General features: G+C 70.8%; 18 protein-coding genes. 10 read left to right on the top strand and 8 right to left on the bottom strand.

Annotated features, from left to right (window positions below; translation table 11 throughout):
• Positions 1–88 precede the first annotated feature (88 nt).
• Positions 89–373, top strand: a complete 285-nt coding sequence (locus tag ACTHMF_RS09170; protein ID WP_314146123.1) for an HU family DNA-binding protein — start codon at positions 89–91, stop codon at positions 371–373.
• Positions 374–516: 143 nt separating this feature from the next.
• The gene (locus tag ACTHMF_RS09165) at positions 517–2,466 is read left to right on the top strand and encodes a cytochrome c oxidase assembly protein (RefSeq protein WP_314146256.1); all 1,950 of its coding nucleotides are present in this window, start codon (positions 517–519) and stop codon (positions 2,464–2,466) included.
• A 7-nt stretch (positions 2,467–2,473) separates the two neighbouring features.
• On the opposite strand, the gene ACTHMF_RS09160 is transcribed toward ACTHMF_RS09165, so the two are convergent.
• Complete coding sequence (locus tag ACTHMF_RS09160; protein WP_440317188.1) at positions 2,474–3,514, bottom strand: hypothetical protein; 1,041 nt, start codon at positions 3,512–3,514, stop codon at positions 2,474–2,476.
• A 150-nt stretch (positions 3,515–3,664) separates the two neighbouring features.
• Here ACTHMF_RS09160 and ACTHMF_RS09155 point away from each other — a divergent pair, with 150 nt between their 5' ends.
• Positions 3,665–4,984 (top strand): ATP-dependent DNA helicase, encoded by a 1,320-nt coding sequence (locus ACTHMF_RS09155; RefSeq protein ID WP_440317187.1) that lies wholly within the window; start codon positions 3,665–3,667, stop codon positions 4,982–4,984.
• Positions 4,985–5,026: 42 nt separating this feature from the next.
• The gene (locus ACTHMF_RS09150) at positions 5,027–5,380 is read left to right on the top strand and encodes an FHA domain-containing protein (RefSeq protein WP_314146120.1); all 354 of its coding nucleotides are present in this window, start codon (positions 5,027–5,029) and stop codon (positions 5,378–5,380) included.
• Between the two features lie 81 nt (positions 5,381–5,461).
• On the opposite strand, the gene ACTHMF_RS09145 is transcribed toward ACTHMF_RS09150, so the two are convergent.
• The 3 genes from ACTHMF_RS09145 to ACTHMF_RS09135 form a co-directional block, all read right to left on the bottom strand.
• A complete protein-coding gene (locus tag ACTHMF_RS09145) occupies positions 5,462–6,109 on the bottom strand; it encodes a heme oxygenase (biliverdin-producing) (protein WP_314146119.1) in 648 nt (215 codons plus the stop codon).
• Positions 6,110–6,182: 73 nt separating this feature from the next.
• Positions 6,183–6,704 (bottom strand): hypothetical protein, encoded by a 522-nt coding sequence (locus ACTHMF_RS09140; RefSeq protein ID WP_440317189.1) that lies wholly within the window; start codon positions 6,702–6,704, stop codon positions 6,183–6,185.
• Between the two features lie 32 nt (positions 6,705–6,736).
• Positions 6,737–7,150: a DUF4383 domain-containing protein gene (locus ACTHMF_RS09135; RefSeq protein ID WP_440317186.1), complete on the bottom strand. Its 414-nt coding sequence runs from the start codon at positions 7,148–7,150 to the stop codon at positions 6,737–6,739.
• A gap of 137 nt (positions 7,151–7,287) precedes the next feature.
• Here ACTHMF_RS09135 and ACTHMF_RS09130 point away from each other — a divergent pair, with 137 nt between their 5' ends.
• Positions 7,288–8,562, top strand: a complete 1,275-nt coding sequence (locus ACTHMF_RS09130; RefSeq protein WP_440317185.1) for a serine hydrolase domain-containing protein — start codon at positions 7,288–7,290, stop codon at positions 8,560–8,562.
• 4 nt (positions 8,563–8,566) lie between these two features.
• Here the strand turns inward: ACTHMF_RS09130 and ACTHMF_RS09125 are convergent, their stop codons facing one another.
• Genes ACTHMF_RS09125 through flgN form a run of 4 tightly spaced genes read right to left on the bottom strand, consistent with a single transcriptional unit; the run spans position 8,567 to position 11,752 of the window.
• Positions 8,567–8,950, bottom strand: coding sequence for a flagellar assembly protein FliW (locus ACTHMF_RS09125; RefSeq protein ID WP_440317184.1), 384 nt, complete (start codon positions 8,948–8,950; stop codon positions 8,567–8,569).
• Complete coding sequence (gene flgL, locus ACTHMF_RS09120) at positions 8,947–9,819, bottom strand: flagellar hook-associated protein FlgL (protein WP_314148996.1); 873 nt, start codon at positions 9,817–9,819, stop codon at positions 8,947–8,949. Before flgL ends, ACTHMF_RS09125 begins: the two co-directional genes overlap by 4 nt.
• A gap of 14 nt (positions 9,820–9,833) precedes the next feature.
• On the bottom strand, positions 9,834–11,258 hold the full coding sequence (flgK, locus tag ACTHMF_RS09115) for a flagellar hook-associated protein FlgK (RefSeq protein ID WP_314148997.1): 1,425 nt from the start codon (positions 11,256–11,258) through the stop codon (positions 9,834–9,836).
• A complete protein-coding gene (gene flgN, locus ACTHMF_RS09110; RefSeq protein WP_314148998.1) occupies positions 11,258–11,752 on the bottom strand; it encodes a flagellar export chaperone FlgN in 495 nt (164 codons plus the stop codon). The genes flgK and flgN overlap by 1 nt, the downstream gene beginning before the upstream one ends.
• A gap of 381 nt (positions 11,753–12,133) precedes the next feature.
• On the opposite strand from flgN, the gene ACTHMF_RS09105 reads away from it, so the two are divergent.
• From ACTHMF_RS09105 to ACTHMF_RS09085, 5 genes are all read left to right on the top strand, one after another.
• The gene (locus tag ACTHMF_RS09105; RefSeq protein ID WP_314148999.1) at positions 12,134–12,949 is read left to right on the top strand and encodes a sigma-70 family RNA polymerase sigma factor; all 816 of its coding nucleotides are present in this window, start codon (positions 12,134–12,136) and stop codon (positions 12,947–12,949) included.
• Positions 12,950–13,055: 106 nt separating this feature from the next.
• The gene (locus ACTHMF_RS09100; protein WP_314149000.1) at positions 13,056–13,889 is read left to right on the top strand and encodes a flagellin N-terminal helical domain-containing protein; all 834 of its coding nucleotides are present in this window, start codon (positions 13,056–13,058) and stop codon (positions 13,887–13,889) included.
• Between the two features lie 142 nt (positions 13,890–14,031).
• Positions 14,032–15,414, top strand: a complete 1,383-nt coding sequence (gene fliD, locus ACTHMF_RS09095; protein ID WP_440317183.1) for a flagellar filament capping protein FliD — start codon at positions 14,032–14,034, stop codon at positions 15,412–15,414.
• Positions 15,414–15,893 (top strand): flagellar export chaperone FliS, encoded by a 480-nt coding sequence (locus ACTHMF_RS09090; protein WP_314149002.1) that lies wholly within the window; start codon positions 15,414–15,416, stop codon positions 15,891–15,893. Before fliD ends, ACTHMF_RS09090 begins: the two co-directional genes overlap by 1 nt.
• A complete protein-coding gene (locus ACTHMF_RS09085; RefSeq protein ID WP_440317182.1) occupies positions 15,874–16,221 on the top strand; it encodes a hypothetical protein in 348 nt (115 codons plus the stop codon). Before ACTHMF_RS09090 ends, ACTHMF_RS09085 begins: the two co-directional genes overlap by 20 nt.
• Positions 16,222–16,329: the final 108 nt, after the last annotated feature.

The following is a 16,329-nucleotide window of genomic DNA, read 5'->3' as shown; positions in this document are numbered from 1 at the left end:
TCAACCGACCAAACGTAACGGCCTTCGTGGCCTCAACCGTTCCACACGATAGCTGTAGATCCAGCACAAGGTCCGAGGAGGACACTCAATGGCTGACAACCTGAACAAGACCGAGCTCGTTGCTGCCGTCGCTGCGGCGTCGGGTCAGAGCCAGGCCACCGTCTCGAGCGTCGTCGACGCGTTCTTCGCCACCGTGAGCGACACCGTCGCCAAGGGCGGCAAGGTCACCATCCCGGGCTGGCTCGCCGCCGAGCGCACCGAGACCGCCGCTCGCACCGGCCGCAACCCGCAGACCGGCGAGGAGATCTCGATCCCGGCCGGCCACCGCGTCAAGCTGACCGCGGGCTCGAAGCTCAAGGCTGCCGTCAAGTAGTCTTCGCACGCTTGCCCGAGGGCGGCCCCGCACACGGTGCGGTGCCGCCCTCGTCGTCTGTCCTGGCCCGGGCGGCGGACGCTGTGGGCGGTCGCTCAGCGGCAGCGACGTAGGCTTGACGGGTGCCCCGAGTTCTCCGCGTGATGGGACCTGCCGTGCTGCTGGTCGCCGCCCTGGCGTCCGTGCTCGCCGCCCTCGCGTTCGGAGGCGGCGCGGCCGCCCCGCTGCTCCTTGACCCCGGCGCCCTGGTGCGCTGGGGCCTCCCGATCTCCACGCTCGTCGTCAACCTCTCGCTCGCGGGCACCGTCGGCGCGCTGGTGCTGGCATGCTTCGCGTTCGCACCGGACCGTCCCGAGTACGGCAAGGCGCTCGACTTCGCCGCGGGAAGCGCCGCGGTCATGACCGTCGCCGCGGCGATCACCGGGCTCTTCACCTTCGTGAGCGTCTCCAACGTCCCGTGGTCGTTCGACCAGACGTTCACGAATGGCCTCAGCTCGTTCATCACGAGCGTGTCGCTCGGCCAGGCCTGGCTCGGGATCACGCTGATCGCGGCCGCCGTCACGGTGCTGTGCTTCGCCGTGCGGAACCACACCGCGATCGTCTTCGTCACGCTGCTGGCGATGGCGTCGGTCGTGCCGATGGCGCAGCAGGGTCACAGCGCGGAGGCCGCGGGCCACGACGCGGCCGTGACGTCCTTCGGCCTGCACGTCCTGTTCGCCGCGATCTGGCTCGGCGGGCTGGTCACGCTGATCGTGATCAAATCCACGCTCGGCGGCGGCCGGCTGGTCACCGTGCTCGAGCGGTACTCCAGCATCGCCCTGATCTGCTTCGTCGTCGTCGCCGCGTCCGGGTACGTGAACGCGGAGCTGCGGGTCGGCAGCCTTGCGCAGCTGGCGACGCCCTACGGCATCCTGGTGCTGATCAAGGTCGCCGCGCTGGTGGCGCTCGGCCTGTTCGGCGTGATGCAGCGGCGCGTCCTCATCGGCCGGCTGAAGTCCGGGGGATCCCGTTCCACGTTCTGGTGGATCGTCACCGCCGAGCTCGCCTTCATGGGCATCGCCTCCGGCGTCGCCGCGGCACTCGCGAGGACGGTCACGCCCGTCCCGCAGACCCGCGCGGCCACCCCGACGCCCGCGGAGATCCTCACCGGCGAGAAGCTGCCGCCCGAGCTCACCTGGGGTCGGCTGTTCACGAGCTGGAACTTCGACCTGCTCTGGGTGCTCGGCTGCGCCTTCGCACTGTTCTTCTACCTGGCGGGCGCCTGGCGACTGCACCGCCGCGGCGACAAGTGGCCGGTGTACCGGACGGTGCTCTGGGTGCTCGGCATCGCCCTGCTGTTCTACATCACCAACGGCGGCGTGAACGTCTACGAGAAGTACCTGTTCTCGGCGCACATGTCCGCGCACATGGTGCTCACGATGGCGGTCCCGCTGCTCCTGGTGCCCGGCGCGCCCATCACGCTGGCGGCCCGGGCGATCCGCAAGCGCACGGACGGCAGCCGCGGCGGCCGCGAGTGGATCCTGCTCGCCGTGCACTCCCGCTTCGCCGGCATCATCTCCAACCCGATCGTCGCGGCGATCCTGTTCGCCGGCTCGCTGTGGGCGTTCTATTACACGCCCATCTTCCGCTGGGCGACGACCGACCACATCGGGCACGAGTGGATGATCGTGCACTTCCTGATCACCGGCTACCTGTTCGTCCAGTCGCTGATCGGGATCGATCCGGTCAAGTACCGCCTGGCGTACCCGTTCCGGCTGCTCCTGCTGCTGCTGACGATGGCCTTCCACGCCTTCTTCGGGCTGTCCATCATGCAGATGCACGGCCTGCTGCTCGCCGACTGGTTCGGGGCGATGGGACGCACCTGGGGCGCGACGCCGCTGGTCGACCAGCAGACCGGCGGCGGGATCGCGTGGAGCATCGGCGAGATCCCGACGGTGATCCTCGCGATCGTGGTGGCCATCCAGTGGAGCAGGAGCGACGAGCGCGAGACCAGGCGCCGCGACCGCAACGCGGACCGCACCGGGGACGCCGAGCTGCGCGCGTACAACGAACGGCTCGCCCGGCTCGCGGAGCGCGACGGCGCCAAGCGGTGACCCGCCGCTAGTCGGCGACGACGATGTCCAGCGACCCGTCCGGCCGGATCGTGACGCTGGAGAGCGAGACGGCGAACTTCTCGTCCGACTCCCGCTGTCGCACCGTCCCGTCGAACAGCGACTGGACGGTGACCGACAGGTGGGCGACGCCGACGGCCTGGTCCATCGTCCAGGCGGTCGCGCCGGCGGTGAGGTGGACGACGGGGTAGCTGACGATGCTCCACGTCGGCGTGCCCTGCACCCGGTCGTCGATCACGACGCCGAACGGGCAGCCCGCGGGTTGCAGCACCTGTTGCTTCGCGCACTCGTCGAGGAACGCGTTCAGCTGCTTCTGCACCGCGGCCGTGAACCCCGTGGTCGGCTGCGCGTCCACGACGGCCTCCGTCGTCCGGCCGGGCGAACCGGAGACGACGGTGGGATCGGCGTGCAGGTACAGGGAGCGGTGCCCCAGCTCGTAGCGGCCGGGGGCGAACATCAGGTAGTCCGCGGCGACGCTGAACGCGGACTCCGGCTGGTCGGGAGCGGCCGCGCGCGGGTCGACGGTGTGCGACCCGATCGTGAAGGTGGAGGCGTGCGCCACCGTGATGTGGGCGACCGTGAGCGGGACGGACGCGAACTCCCAGGTCGTCAGCACGCCGAGCACCGAGCCGGCGGGCCGGACGATGAAGTCCGCGGTGACCGCGCTGCCGTCCGCGAGCGCGTGCACCGTCACCTTGTGCTCGCCGCCGGCGAGCTCCTCGTCGGAGCGGACCGTGATGTCCGTCAGCGTCGGCAGCACGTCGCTGCGCAGCAGCTCGCGCGAGGCGTCGGCGGGCAGCCGGGCGCTCGTCAGCGCGGCTCTCGTCGGCGCGGCGCCGGGCATGGACAGCGCGGTGGCGACGTCGTGCGAGGCCAGGGCGTCGACGTACGCGGTGACGAATCCGGCTGGGCTGTAGAACGCGCGCTGCACCGCGCCGACGGCCGCGGCGAACGCGACGACGAGCAGGATCCCGATACCGGCCCAGAGCAGGAGGGGACGCGTCCTGATGCCCGAGCCGTCCCCACTCATGAGGCCATCCTATGGGCCTGTGGATGAGCGCCTGCCGGTGCGCGTGCGGGGTTAGAGTAGTTCGGCAGGTCGCGCGCGGAAGGGACTCGCCCGGAGGATCCGGTCCGGCGCTCTGCACTCGTTCGGCAGGTGCGTGGAAGGGGTTCGCCGATGGGCCGGCTGTCCCTCTCGCCCGAGCAGCAGGCGGTCTACGAGCTGATCGAGAACACGCGCGAGCACGTGTTCGTGACCGGCAGGGCGGGCACCGGCAAGTCGACGCTGCTGAACCACTTGTCCTGGAACACGGACAAGTCGCTGGTCATCTCCGCGCCCACCGGCGTCGCGGCGCTGAACGTGGGCGGCCAGACCATCCACTCGCTCTTCCGGCTGCCGATCGGCGTGATCGCCGACCACGACATCGAGCAGACCGTGGAACTGCGGAAGCTCCTCAACAGCATCGACACTCTGGTCATCGACGAGGTCTCGATGGTGAACGCGGACCTGATGGATGCGGTGGACCGCAGCCTGCGGCAGGCGCGCCAGCGTCCCGCCGAGCCGTTCGGCGGCGTGCAGGTGGTGCTGTTCGGCGACCCCTACCAGCTCGCCCCGGTGCCGGGGGACCACGAGGAGCGCGCCTACTTCAGCGACACCTACCGGTCGATGTGGTTCTTCGACGCCAAGGTCTGGCGCGAGGCGGACCTGCGGATCGTGGAGCTGCTGCAGGTGCACCGGCAGCACGAGTCCGAGTTCCGGTTCATGCTCAACGCGGTGCGGCACGGGCAGGTGACGAAGGAGATCGCGGACCGGCTGAACGAGGTGGGCGCGCGGCCCGCGCCGCAGGACGGCACCATCACGCTCGCGACGCGCAACGACACCGTCAACCGGATCAACGCGCAGGCGCTCGGCCGCCTGCCGGGGCGCGCGCTCACGGCGAAGGCGGAGGTGTCCGGCGACTTCGGCGGCCGCACCTACCCGGCCGACGAGGTGCTCGAGCTCAAGGTGGGAGCGCAGGTGATGTTCCTGCGCAACGACGTCGGCCAGGGCGACGGCCCGCGCTGGGTGAACGGGACGATCGGCACCGTCACCCGGATCGACTCGACGGTGTACGTCGACGTCGACGGCGAGGTGCACGAGGTGGAGCCGGCGATCTGGGAGAAGTACCGCTACAGCTACTCCCCCGAGACCAAGAAGCTCACGAAGGACGTGGTCGCCGAGTTCACGCAGTTCCCGCTGCGGCTCGCGTGGGCGGTCACCATCCACAAGTCCCAGGGCAAGACCTACGACGCGGCGATCGTCGACCTCGGAACGCGCGCGTTCACCTCCGGGCAGACGTACGTCGCGCTCAGCAGGATCACGACGCTGGACGGCCTCTACCTGACCCGGCCGCTGCGACCGAGCGACATCACCGTCGACCCGGACGTCGAGCGGTTCATGCGCGACGCGCGCCCGGTGCACGTCCCGGTGGCCGCCGCCTCCCCTGCGACGCCCTAGGCCGACCCGCTAGGGTTCTGCCTGGACGTGAGGGGAGACACCATGGCAGCGACGTTCGTGCTGGACTTCAGCGACGGCCAGCACCTGGAGACGATGGGCAACGGCGTGATCGGCCGCAACCCGTCCGTCCACACGCCGGGCACCGAGCTGGACGACCCCGCGCACGTCGAGCTGGTGACGATCGGGAACGACGCGAAGTCGGTCTCGCGCGCGCACCTGGCGTTCGGCCAGTACGACGGCGTCTTCTGGGTGATGGATCTCGGTTCCGCGAACGGGACGACGATCAGCTACCCGGGCGACGGGACGTTCGCGTGCGACCCGAAGACACGACACGAGGTGGACCCCGGCTCGATCGTCCGTTTCGGCAACGCGTCGTTCTCGCTGAGCAGGCGCTAGCGCTCGCCTACATTTGTGCCAGATCTCGGTGACTGCGCGCGCGCAGGCCGCGATTCGGCACAAATGTCGTAGCCGAAGGCGTCAGGCGGCGGCCTTCGCGGCGGCGAGGTCGTCGAACAGCTCGGTGTTGAAGCGGAACGCCAGCGCCACCTCGGCGATGACGCGGTCGCGCTCCTCGTCGTCCCAGTCCACGGCGTCCAGCTGGGCCCGGTAGACGTCCTTGAAGACCTTGGGCTTGGCGATCTCGGTGAAGAGGTAGAAGCCGACGCCGTTGGTCTCGAAGCCGTACTGGCGCTGCAGCAGCGTGCGGATGATCTGCCCGCCGGAGAGGTCGCCGAGGTAGCGCGTGTAGTGGTGGGCGACGAAGCCGCCCGGCCAGCCGGCGCCCACCTCGCGGACCCGCGCGGTGTAGCGGAGCGTGCTCGGCAGCGGGTGGATGCGGTCCCGCCAGTCCGGCCCGATCAGGAACTCGAGATCCGCCTCGATGGCAGGAAGCCGCGTGAGCTTCGGCGTGATGAACAGGGCGGCGACCGGGTCGTCCGCCATCCGCTCGGCGGCCTCCTCGAGCGCCTCGTAGATGAAGTAGTGCTGCGAGAGCAGGTGGATGTAGTCGTCGCGGCTGCCCTTGCCGCTCATCAGGTCCTGCATGAAGACCGCGCCCTCGCTCTCCTGGTGCACCGTACGGGTGCGCTCGCGGAGCGCCTGCGAGAAGGGGATGAGTTCGGCCACGTTGGTCTCCCGGTCAGGTAAGGCTTACCTAAGTCTGTCGCGTGCGGCCTGCGGCGTCAACCGCGGCCGGGCGTCAGTGCTGGTGGTGCACGGTGACCGCGGCGATGCCCGCGTCGGTCGCGCCGAGCGCGGGGATGGTGACCGCGCAGACCGCGCACGCGCTCAGCGTCAGCGAGGCGACGAAGCGGAGGGCGCCGGGGCTACGCGCGCCGGACCGCGGGGTCCGTCGGGCGCGGCGGAGCACGACCGCGGCGACCGCGGCGACGGAGAGGTCGAGCAGGGAGGCGACGGCCATCGGGAGGATCGGGAGGGAGAGGACCGTTCCCCCCGACGCCGTCGCGCCGGCCGTCGCGAGCGCCGCCCACATCCCCAGGGGGACGAGCGCGAGCGCGGGAACGGCGGCGAACGCCGGCGGCCGGTCGCGCGCCAGGGCGGCGACCGACCAGCCGAGCTCCGCCGCTGCCAGCGCCACGAACGCGGCCAGCAGCGGCGGGGGTGCGCCGGGGGCCAGGGCGGCGTGCAGCAGCCCGGCCCCCAGCGCGGCCACGGCGAGGAACGCCCGCGTCGCCGGGGCGACGGGACGGGCGTCCGACATCCTGCTCAAGGGGTGCGCCGTGGCCACGTCGGTCAGACCGCCATCGAGCGGGAGCGCACGGTCCGCTCGGCGCCGAGACCGACACCGAGGAGCACGATCGCGCTCACGAGGTGAAGGAAGTGGTCGGGGGTGTTCAGTGCCAGGATGTTGGCGCCGGTGCCCACGAGGAAGAAGCCGACGATGCCGAGCAGCAGGTAGACCGCGCCCACCGTGGTGTTCACGGCCTTCGCCGCCGCGACCCTGGTCAGACCCGCGATGAGCAGCGCGGCGCCGATGAGCAGGTGGGCGATGTTGTGCAGGGGGTTCACCTCGAAGATCCCGAGGATGAGGCCGCCCTTCGTCGCGACGAAGCCGACGCCACCCGTGAAGGCGAAGCCGAGCAGGCCGACCAGCAGATAGACGGCGCCGAAGATGGTGGCGACGAGGCGGTTCGGGGATGTGCGCATGAGAGTCTCCTCCTTGGACGACGGCGCACGGTCGCGCGCCTCGGTGTGTCTTCGGCGCGCCACGTCCGAACGGATTGGAGACCCCCGTGCGGGCTACAATCGCTGGACAGACTGGCACACGACCGTCGGGGGATGGCATGCGACGACCGAAGCGGCTCCACAGGGCAGCCCTGGCCGCGACCGCCGCTCTCGTCGCACTCGCGCTCGCCGCGTGCACGAGCGTGAACGCGGGCGCAGGCCTCCCCCAGCAGCAGCCGGGCGGTCTCGGCACCGAGGTCGAGAAGCGGCTGGACAGCGCTCTGACCGAGGCGATGACGAAGGCGGGCGCCTCCGCGGGCATCGCCGGGGTGTGGGCGCCCTGGGCGGGCAGCTGGACCGCCGCGACCGGGACGACCGCGCTCAAGGGCGGCACGCCGGTCACCACGGCGATGACGTTCCGCGCGGGTCAGCTGACGATGCCGATGTCGTGCACGGTGCTGCTGTCCCTGGTGGACGACGGCAAGGTCAAGCTCGACGACCCGGTCACCGAGTGGCTGCCCGGCCTCGTCGGTGTGACGGGGGTCACTCTCCGCGAGCTGTGCCAGAACACCTCGGGGATCGGCGACTACGCCGGCCAGCTGCGCACGCAGTTCCTCACCAACCCGACTCGATCGTGGCCGCCGCTCGAACTCGCGAGCGACGGCATCGCGACCGCGCGGACCGGGAACCCCGGCGAGAAGTACACGCCGTCGCAGACCAACGGCATCCTGCTCGGGATGGCGCTGCAGAACGCGACGGGCACCAGCTGGCAGCAGCTCTACAAGGAGCGCATCTTCGACCGGCTCGGAATGGACGCCACCGTGCTCCCGGACGCGACGGTGCTGACGCCGCCCGGACCGCATCCCGTCGGCTATGCCGCCCTGCCGGACGCGACGGGCAAGACGGTCTGCGAGCCGATGCACGATCTGACCAGGCTCTCCCCCACCGTCGGCTGGACTTCAGGCGGAGTCGTCTCCACGCTCGACGACCTGCGCATGTTCTCGCAGGCCCTCGCGTCCGGCTCGCTCGTCAGCGAGAGGTCGGCAGACGCGCAGGCGCAGGGGGTTCCCGCCGGGGCGTCCTGGCAGCGCTACGGACTCGGGATGCAGCTGCTCGGGCCGCTGCGCGGCGCCTCCGGCGCGATCCCCGGCTACCTGTCGGCGATGTACACCGACCCGGCGTCCGGCCTCACGATCGTCGTCGCCCTCAACAACTCGACGGCGGGTGCCGGCTTCGCCCAGGCCCTCGCCGAGCGCCTGGCCTCCATCGTCTCCAAGGTCCCCGCGGACACCAAGGGCGCCAAGGTCGTCTCCGCGCTGCCGTGGTCGGAGCAGCAGGCGGTCGACACCATGACGAAGGCGGCGGCCTGCCCGCTGCCTGCGCCGAAGAAGTAGCGGCTCAGGCGCCCGCGAGCGCCGCGAGCTCGGCGCGGACCGGGAGCGCGTCGTCGTCCAGCACGAGCTGGAGCGCGGCGCCGGTCCCCCGGTTGACGATCACCGGGGCCAGCAGGTTGACCGTGCTGCCCTCGCGGGACGGCGTCACGACCACCAGCAGCTGCGCCTGCTCCGCCGACTGGATGCCGAGCTCGGCCGCGCGGTCGTCCGGCAGTTCCGGCGAGTAGCCGGGGAGGTGCCGCTCCGCGTCGAGCGTGAACAGCCGGATCTCCGGGCGTTCGGTCGCGGTGAGCGTGAACAGTCCGTCCGCGCCGGCGACCGGCACCAGCTCGAACGCGTCGAGCGGCTCCAGCCCGGGAGGCGGGGTCACGAAACGCACGGCGGTCATCGGAGGAAGTCCATCAGGGTCGGCTGCAGCACGCGCGCGGTGACGGCGATCGCGGTCTGGTAGTTCACGTCCTGCGTCTTCAGGTCGAGCAGCACCTTGCTGAGGTCGACGTCCTCCAGGCCGGCGCGCTGCGCCTCGAGGGAGTTCGCGCCGACGGCGAGGGTGTCCTTCGCCTTGTCGATGCGGGTCTGGCGTCCGCCGATCTCCGCGTGCTCTCCCACGACCGCCTTCATCCTGTCGTCGATCTCCGCCAGGCGCGGCCCGACGTTGACCCCGTTGCGCAGGTCGCTCACCGTGTTGTCGATCAGGGCGAACACCGAGGAGGCACCGGTTCCGAAGACCGCGGCGCCGTCGGCGTCCACCCGGATGGTGGTGTCGGGGCCGATCCTGCGCTCCACTGTACTTCCCGCGACGCCGGTGAACGTGTAGTCGGGCTGGAACGCCACCCCCGCGTCCGAGTTGCCCGCGAAGACGGTGCGGCCCAGGTAGGTGGAGTTGGCGAGGGCCATCAGGCTCTTCTTCAGGCCGTCGAGTTCTGTCGCGACCGACTCCTTCGCCTCCGGGGAGAGCGCGCCGTCGTTGGCGCCCTGCACGGTGAGGTCGCGCATCCGGCGCAGGATGCTCTCCACGCCGGTCAAGGCCGAGTCGGCGGTGGTCAGCCAGGCGTCGCCGTTGTCGACGTTGCGCTGGTACTGCGCGGTGGCCGCCTGGTCGGAGCGGACCACCATCGCGCTCGCCGCAGCGGTCGGGTCGTCCGACGGCTTGGTGATCTGCTTGCGGCTGGTCGCCTGATCGTAGAGCTGCGCCTGGCGCTGCAGGCTGAGCTGCAGGTTCCGCTGCGCATTCAGCGTCTGCGTTGCGTTCGTCACGCGGGTGAACACGATTACCTCCCGACCAATCCGGTGTGGTTGATGAGCACGTCGAGCGCCTCGTCCACCGCCGTCATCACCCGCGCCGCGCCCTGGTAGGCGTGCTGGAACGCGAGCATGTTCATGTTCTCCTCGTCGAGGTCGACGGAGGAGTTCGCCAGTTGCGCGCTGCTGGCCGAGCTCGCGGCCAGGTCGGCGAGATCCGACTGCTGCTGCTCGGTCTTGCTGGCGACGCCGACCCGCACCACGAAGGCGGACCACTGCTTGTCGACGGCGTCCGTGCCCGTTCCGAGCTGGGCGATCGCGTCGGCGATGCTGCCGTTGCTGCCGCCGGCGCCCGGCGTGCCGGTCGCGACCTGCGAGACGGAGGTCGGGACGACGGACAGGCCGAGCGCGGCGGGCTTGGACGCGTCGATGGCGAAGAAGTCGAGGCCGGTCGCGCCGGTCGGCGTGGCGCCCGTGCTGTGCACGGCGTTCACGCGCTGGGCGAGCGAGACGGCGAAGGCGTTGTAGCTCGCGGCGGCCTCGGCGAGCACGCCGCCGGTTCCGGAGGCGTCAGCGGGCGCGAGCGTGGAGACGGCGCCCGCGATCTGACCGCCCTCCAGGGCGATCGCGGCGCCGGGGCGGTGGGCCCACTCCAGGCGGACGGGGTCGCCCGCGGCGTCGGACATCCGCTGGCCTCCGGCCAGCTGGACGACATTCGCCGTGGTGCCGGAGACGAGCGCGTTGCCGCCGACCAGCACATCCACCGTGCCGTCGTCGTTCGGGCGGACGACGCCGCCCGCCAGGTTCGCGATCTTCGCCGTCAGCAGGTCGCGGCGGTCGAGCAGCTCGTTCGGCGAGGCACCGGCGGCGACCGCCGAGCGGATGCGGCCGTTCAGGTCGGCAACCTCGGCGGCGGCGCTGTTGAGGTCGTTGACCATCCCCGACGCGTTCTGCCGCAGCGCCGTCCACTGGTCGTCGACGGCGCGGTAGCCGGCGGCGATCTGCGTGACCAGGCTGCCCGCCTGGCCGAGCAGCACGCCGACCGGCGCCTGCTCCCCCGCCTGGTTGGCGACGTCGCCCCAGGCGGACCAGAACTTCTGCAGCTGGGCGGAGATGCCGTTGGTGCCCGGCTCGTTCAGCGAGCCCTCCAGCGTCGCCAGCGCCTGAGCGCGGGTGGAGGAGTAGCCGGCGAGCGCCGTCGTCGTGCGCACGCGCGCGTCGAGGGCGGCGTCGTCGAGCCGCTGGATGCCGTCGACGCTCACGCCCTGGCCGGGGCGCACGCCGCCGGAGAACAGCCCGGCGTTGTTCAGCGCGGGGACACCGGAGGTGGTGACCCGCTGGCGGGTGTACCCGGCGGTGTTGGCGTTCACCAGGTTCTGGCCGACGACGTCGAGCCCCGCCTTCGCGGCGACCAGGCCGGTGTACGCGGTGTTCAGTCCGCTGAAAGTGCTCATCACGCCTCCGTGTCGAAGAGCCGCGCGCCGGTGTCGCCGGGGCGGTTCTCGCCCGCCGCGCCGTACACGCCCGCGTCCGGTCCGCTCCCGGTGAGGCCGCTCAGGGTCTCCTGGGTGGACCGGGCCGCCTCGCGCAGCAGTCGCTCGTTGGTGTCCCGGACCTCGGCGATCTGACCGGTGAGCTCGGTCATCGCCGTCAGGTGCGAGGTGAAGATGTCGGACCAGATGCCGCTCGGTGCGGCGGCGGCCAGCTCGCGCAGGGTGGCGTCGGGGCCGATCCCCCACTCCTCGGCCACGACGGCGACCTCGACCGTGCGCGCGAGCCCGACCGCCCGCATGCGCTCCATCACCTGCTCCACCTCGCGCGTCGCGTGAGAGATCCAGCGCGACTTGCCGGAGATGAGCAGCAGCTGCTCCTCCTCCAGCTTGAAGAGCAGGAGCTCGAGGAGCTCACGCTCCTTCCAGAGCTGCGCGGAGAGTTCGCTCGCGGCCATGTCGCTCCTGACGTCCTCGTGAGTCGATGTGCGCACCTGGGTCCCTCGATCCGACAGCGGACGGGTTGTCCGCCTCATGGGGGACCATCGGCAGCCTCGAAGCCAACGTTAGGCGGTGCAGGCTTTGAAATCCCTCAGGGGCCTAGCCGGTCTGCGCGCGTTTCTCCTCTCCCCGTACTGGGGGTAGGTGCTGCCCCGTAGTGGGGGCAAAACACTCGGGACCGCGCCGTGCGGGCGTTGTTACCGTGAACACGAAAGACCCCTAGCACCCGCTCGGCACCCGACCCAGCCCGAGCATCCAAGCACCGCCCGCGTACCCGCGCACCGCCTCCCGACCGAGGTGGATGCACGGTGCCCGGAACTACCAGAGGGGTCGCCCGCGTGAACCGGAACGAACGCAACACGCTCGTCGTCGAGAACCTGCCGCTCGTCGGCTACCTGGTCTCCGACCTGTGCGCGCGCGCTACGCACCTGTCGCGCGACGACCTGGCCTCGGCCGGCTCGCTCGCGCTGGTGCAGGCCGCCGAGGCGTACGACGCGACGACCGGTGTCCCGTTCGGGGCGTACGCCCGCACCCGCATCCTCGGCGCGCTCGCCGACGAGCTGCGCGCGAGCGACTGGGCGACGAGGTCCGCCCGCAAGCGCATCAAGGAGACGCTCGCCGTGCAGGAGAGCCTCAGCTCGGCGCTGGGACGGACCCCATCGGTCGACGAGATCGCGAGCGCGCTCGGCGTCGACCGGGAGACCGCGGCGGCCGGGCTCGCGGACGCCGCCCGGTCGGTCACGACGCTCGACGAGACCATCGAGCCGTTCCTGATCTCGGAGACGCCGGGCCCGGAGGACGCGCTGCTCGCCGGCGAGCGCACGTCCTACGTCCGCGCTGCGGTGGCAGCGCTGCCCGACCGGATGCGCTCGATCGTCGAGGCGATCTACTTCGACGACCGCACGGTGACCGAGATCGCCGAGGAGCTCGGCATCACCCACTCCGCGGTGTCCCAGCAGCGCTCGGAGGCGATCCGCCTGATGCGCGAGGGCCTCGCGACGCACTACGCGGACGAGGGCGATCCGGAGGTCATCGAGGCACGCACCTCGCAGGCCCGCCGCAGCGCCTACCTCGCCCGGCTCGCGCAGCACGCGGTCGCGAACCTGCACCCGCACGCTCCGGCCCCCGCCTCCCCCGCCGCGCAGGCATCCTGAGCCGTCCCCGAAGTCGTCGCTAACGGGGCGAGGGCGACGGCCGATAGAGGGTTCTGCGGGACACGGACGGACCGCGTAAGAACAGCCCAGTCATGGAGGAAACATCATGGGTATGCAGATCAACACCAACATCTCGGCGCTCAACGCCTACCGCAACCTGAACAACACTCAGAGCGACCTCTCGAAGTCGCTCGAGAAGCTGTCCAGCGGCCTCCGCATCAACCGTGCGGCGGACGACGCGGCGGGTCTCGCGATCTCCGAGGGCCTGAAGTCGCAGGTCGGTGGCCTCACCGTCGCCGCCCGCAACGCTCAGGACGGCATCAGCGTCGTGCAGACCGCTGAAGGCCAGCTCACCGAGGTCCACTCGATCCTGCAGCGCATGCGCGACCTGGCCGTCCAGGCAGGCAACGACTCGAACAACGCCGACTCGCGCGCCGCCATCAAGACCGAGGTCGACCAGCTGACCAAGGAGCTCACGCGCATCTCCGGCGACGCGAACTTCAACGGCATCAAGCTGCTCGACGGTTCCAACGCGAAGCTGACCTTCCAGGTCGGCGCCGGCGACTCGGCGGCGAACGACCAGATCGACGTCGACCTGTCCGGCGCGAACGTCGCCACCATCGCCACCACCGTGGGTGCACTCACCTACGACTCGGCCGCCAACGCCCTCACCACGATCACCGCGCTCGACACGGCGATCAAGGGCGTCTCGACGGCTCGCGCCAACCTCGGTGCGGTGCAGAACCGCTTCGAGAGCACCATCCGCAGCCTCAACGTCTCCAAGGAGAACCTGTCCGCTGCGAACTCGCGCATCACCGACACCGACATGGCGGAGGAGATGGTGAAGTACACCCGCTCCAACATCCTGTCGCAGGCGGGCACCGCGATGCTGGCCCAGGCCAACCAGTCCGGCCAGGGCGTCCTGCAGCTCCTCCGCTAAGCAGCACACAGGCTCCTAGCGCAGAAGCAACAGGCCCGGCGGCCGGGACGTCATCCCCAAAGGACGTCCCGGTCGCCGACCACGTGCACCACAACGACATCCGGCACCACCCGCAGCAGGTCCGTAGAAGGGAGAGCACCGCATGGGATTGGCCATCGACGGTCTGATCAGCGGCCTGAAGACGACGGACTTGATCGACCAGCTGATGCAGGCGGAAGCCGTTCCGCAGACCCTGCTCAAGAACAAGGTCAGCGACTCGACGACCTTCATCACGGCGATGCAGACCCTCAACGCGAAGGTCGCCGCGCTCGCCGATTCCGCGGGCAAGCTCGCGAAGCCCGCGGGCACCGACCTGCACACCACCAGCAGCAGCTCGACTGCCGTCACCGCCATTGCGGGGCCGGGGGCCGTCGACGGCAGCATCGACTTCACCGTTGACCGCCTGGCGCAGTCCCAGGTCACGGTCACAGGACCGCTCACCCAGTGGCCGGATCAGCCGCCGACCCTCACGTTCGTCGCCGCCGACGGCACGACGACGCAGGTCACCGCCGCCAGCTCGTCTCTCGCCGATGTCGCCGCCGCGATCAACAAGGCCGGCGTCGGGGTCAGCGCGACCCGCGTCTCGGCCGGGCTCGATCCCGCGACCGGCCAGCAGCTCTACCGCCTGCAGCTCAGCTCCACGAAGACGGGAGCCGCTGGTGCGTTCACCGCGTACCGCGGCACCCCGGCGGACGTCGCGGCGGGCACCGCCACGAACATCCTCAGCGATCCGGGCGCCGCGCAGGTGCGGCAGGCCCAGGACGCCCAGCTCACGCTCTGGTCCGGCACCGGCGCCGCGCAGGTGGTCACCAGCTCGACCAACACCTTCGGCGACGTGCTGCCCGGTGTCACCGTGACCGTGACGGCCGCGTCGACGACGCCGGTCACCCTCACGGTCGCCCGAGACGACAAAGCACTGTCGGACGCGGCGAACACCTTCGTCACCTCCGTCAACGACATCTTCACCTACATCGGCCAGAAGCAGGCCGTCGCCACCAGCACGGACTCCGCCGGCGGCACGGTCGTCACCGCGGGCGCCTTCACCGGCGAGTCGACGGTGCGCGACGCGAACCAGAAGCTCATGGACGCGGTGATCGCGCCCATCGACGGCGTCTCCCCCTCGACCTACGGAATCAGCATCACGAGCGACGGCCAGGTCACGTTCGACAAGGACAAGTTCGCCACGGCGCTCGCGACCGACCCCGACAAGGTCAAGGCGGCGCTGTCCACCATCGCGCAGCGCGTCTCAGACGCTGCGACGGTCGCCAGCGACAAGTACGACGGCACCATCACGACGAAGATCCAGGGCGAGCAGAAGACGGTCAAGAGTCTCAACGACCAGATCGCGGACTGGGACACCCGTCTCGCCGACCGGCGGTCGACCCTGGAGAAGACCTATGCCAATCTCGAAGTCCAGCTCCAGCAGTTGCAGTCCCAGTCGTCGTGGCTGACCGGTCAGCTCGCCTCCCTCTCGTCGGGCAAGTGATGACGATGCTCGGGAACGCGGCGGCCAAGCTCTCCGCCTACAACAGGGACAGCGTGCTCTCGGCGAGCCCCGCCCGCCTGCTCACGATGCTCTACGACCGGCTCGTGCTCGATCTCACGCGCGCCGAGGATGCCCTGCGCGCCGAGGCGTGGCCGACCGCGTGGGAGAACCTGCGGCACGCCGACCAGATCGTCGCGGAGCTCGCCTCGAGCCTGCGGGTCGACCTGTGGGACGGCGCGGAGGGGCTCCTCCAGCTGTACGCGTACGTCGCGGACCTGATCGTCGCGGGCACCATCGAGCGCGACGCGGACAAGGTGCACGAGGCCATCGGGCTCGTCGAGCCGCTGCGGCAGACCTGGCACGAGGCCGCCGCGGCGCTGCCGGCGGCCGGCGGATCGCCACGCGCCGGTACGGCGGCCGGCGCGGGCGCCTATGGGGCGGCCGGAGACGAGGGTGGGCATGACCTCGGTGTCGCCTGAGCTCGAGGACGAGTACGAGGACCTCGCCGCGGAGGCGGCCTCCTCCCCCGCCATCGAGGCGTGGGCGGACGCGCTCGCCCGCATGGAGCAGGAGCTGCACGGGGCGCTCGCCACGGTGGACCCCGTCCCCTGGCGTCCGCCGATCGGGCTCGGCCCGATCCCGGCCGAGCTGCAGGAGCGCGCCGCGCGGCTGCTCGAGGCGCAGCTACACACCATCCGCTACCTGGAGGACGTCCGCCAGACCACCGCGAAGCACCTCGCCGCGGTCAAATCCGTCCCGCGCGCCGAGGCCGGTCCGCACCCGGTCTACTTCGACCTGATCGGCTGACTGCGCGCCTCCCGGGCGTGTCGACGGCGTTCAACCTCCGTTCAATCTGCGGGGGTCGACCGCGCCGTCCGCCGTCGCATCCCTCCCCAGGTTGTCCACCTGTGGATA

Source organism: Leifsonia sp. (assembly GCF_051955155.1).
Classification (GTDB): domain Bacteria; phylum Actinomycetota; class Actinomycetes; order Actinomycetales; family Microbacteriaceae; genus Leifsonia.
Note: the sequence above shows the minus strand (reverse complement) of the source record. Positions and strands in the feature narration are given on the sequence as shown.

Excerpts from the sequence above, each read along its gene's own strand:
- ACTHMF_RS09165 (WP_314146256.1), top strand. The coding sequence starts at position 517 with ATGGGACCTGCCGTGCTGCTGGTCGCCGCCCTGGCGTCCGTGCTCGCC.
- ACTHMF_RS09100 (WP_314149000.1), top strand. The coding sequence starts at position 13,056 with ATGGGTATGCAGATCAACACCAACATCTCGGCGCTCAACGCCTACCGC.
- ACTHMF_RS09135 (WP_440317186.1), bottom strand. The coding sequence starts at position 7,150 with ATGCGCACATCCCCGAACCGCCTCGTCGCCACCATCTTCGGCGCCGTC.
- ACTHMF_RS09155 (WP_440317187.1), top strand. The coding sequence starts at position 3,665 with ATGGGCCGGCTGTCCCTCTCGCCCGAGCAGCAGGCGGTCTACGAGCTG.
- ACTHMF_RS09130 (WP_440317185.1), top strand. The coding sequence starts at position 7,288 with ATGCGACGACCGAAGCGGCTCCACAGGGCAGCCCTGGCCGCGACCGCC.
- ACTHMF_RS09125 (WP_440317184.1), bottom strand. The coding sequence starts at position 8,950 with ATGACCGCCGTGCGTTTCGTGACCCCGCCTCCCGGGCTGGAGCCGCTC.
- ACTHMF_RS09150 (WP_314146120.1), top strand. The coding sequence starts at position 5,027 with ATGGCAGCGACGTTCGTGCTGGACTTCAGCGACGGCCAGCACCTGGAG.
- ACTHMF_RS09160 (WP_440317188.1), bottom strand. The coding sequence starts at position 3,514 with ATGAGTGGGGACGGCTCGGGCATCAGGACGCGTCCCCTCCTGCTCTGG.
- ACTHMF_RS09140 (WP_440317189.1), bottom strand. The coding sequence starts at position 6,704 with ATGTCGGACGCCCGTCCCGTCGCCCCGGCGACGCGGGCGTTCCTCGCC.
- ACTHMF_RS09170 (WP_314146123.1), top strand. The coding sequence starts at position 89 with ATGGCTGACAACCTGAACAAGACCGAGCTCGTTGCTGCCGTCGCTGCG.
- fliD (WP_440317183.1), top strand. The coding sequence starts at position 14,032 with ATGGGATTGGCCATCGACGGTCTGATCAGCGGCCTGAAGACGACGGAC.
- flgN (WP_314148998.1), bottom strand. The coding sequence starts at position 11,752 with ATGGCCGCGAGCGAACTCTCCGCGCAGCTCTGGAAGGAGCGTGAGCTC.
- ACTHMF_RS09090 (WP_314149002.1), top strand. The coding sequence starts at position 15,414 with ATGACGATGCTCGGGAACGCGGCGGCCAAGCTCTCCGCCTACAACAGG.
- flgK (WP_314148997.1), bottom strand. The coding sequence starts at position 11,258 with ATGAGCACTTTCAGCGGACTGAACACCGCGTACACCGGCCTGGTCGCC.
- ACTHMF_RS09085 (WP_440317182.1), top strand. The coding sequence starts at position 15,874 with ATGACCTCGGTGTCGCCTGAGCTCGAGGACGAGTACGAGGACCTCGCC.